We start from the raw sequence: 800 nt of genomic DNA on the forward strand, positions 1-800 counted from the left end.
ACCACCCTGCTCGCCCAACAGCATTACGAATCCTTCACTGACCGTTTTGCCGACTGGCCGGTGAATATCGAAGTGCTGTCCCGTTTCCGCAGTGCCAAGGAAAAGACCCAGGTGCTGCAACGGCTGAAGGAAGGCAAGGTGGATATTCTGGTGGGCACCCACCAGCTGCTCCAGGAAACCGTGGCCTTCGACAATCTGGGCCTGATTATTGTCGACGAAGAACACCGCTTCGGGGTGCGCCACAAGGAACGCCTGAAACAGATGCGTGCCGAGTGTGACATTCTCACCCTTACCGCTACCCCGATTCCGCGCACCCTGAACATGGCCATGAGCGGCATGCGCGATATTTCCATCATAGCCACACCGCCGCAAAAACGCCTCTCCGTGAAGACCTTTGTGCAGCAGCACAACGATACCGCCATCAAGGAAGCGCTGCTGCGTGAACTGCTGCGGGGCGGGCAAGTGTATTACCTGCACAATGATATCGACACCATGGAGAAAACCGCCGCGGACATCCGCAAGCTGGTTCCTGATGCCCGTGTGGGTATTGCCCACGGTCAGATGCGCGAGCGGGAACTGGAAGCGGTAATGAGCGACTTCTACCACCGTCGTTTCAACGTGTTGGTGAGCACCACCATCATCGAAACCGGTATCGATGTGCCCAGCGCCAACACCATCATCATCGATCGCGCCGACAAGCTTGGCCTGGCCCAGCTCCATCAGCTCCGTGGTCGGGTGGGCCGCAGCCACCACCAGGCCTACGCCTATCTGATCACCCCCAGCCCCAAGGTGATGACCAA

At 58.5% G+C, this 800-nt stretch carries 1 protein-coding gene; it reads left to right on the forward strand.

The window, feature by feature from the left end; all coding sequences use genetic code 11:
- Positions 1-800 (forward strand): helicase-related protein (locus tag A3754_RS20620; RefSeq protein ID WP_156497121.1); only part of this gene is annotated, 800 nt, incomplete at both ends.

The organism is Alcanivorax sp. HI0083 (genome assembly GCF_001635175.1).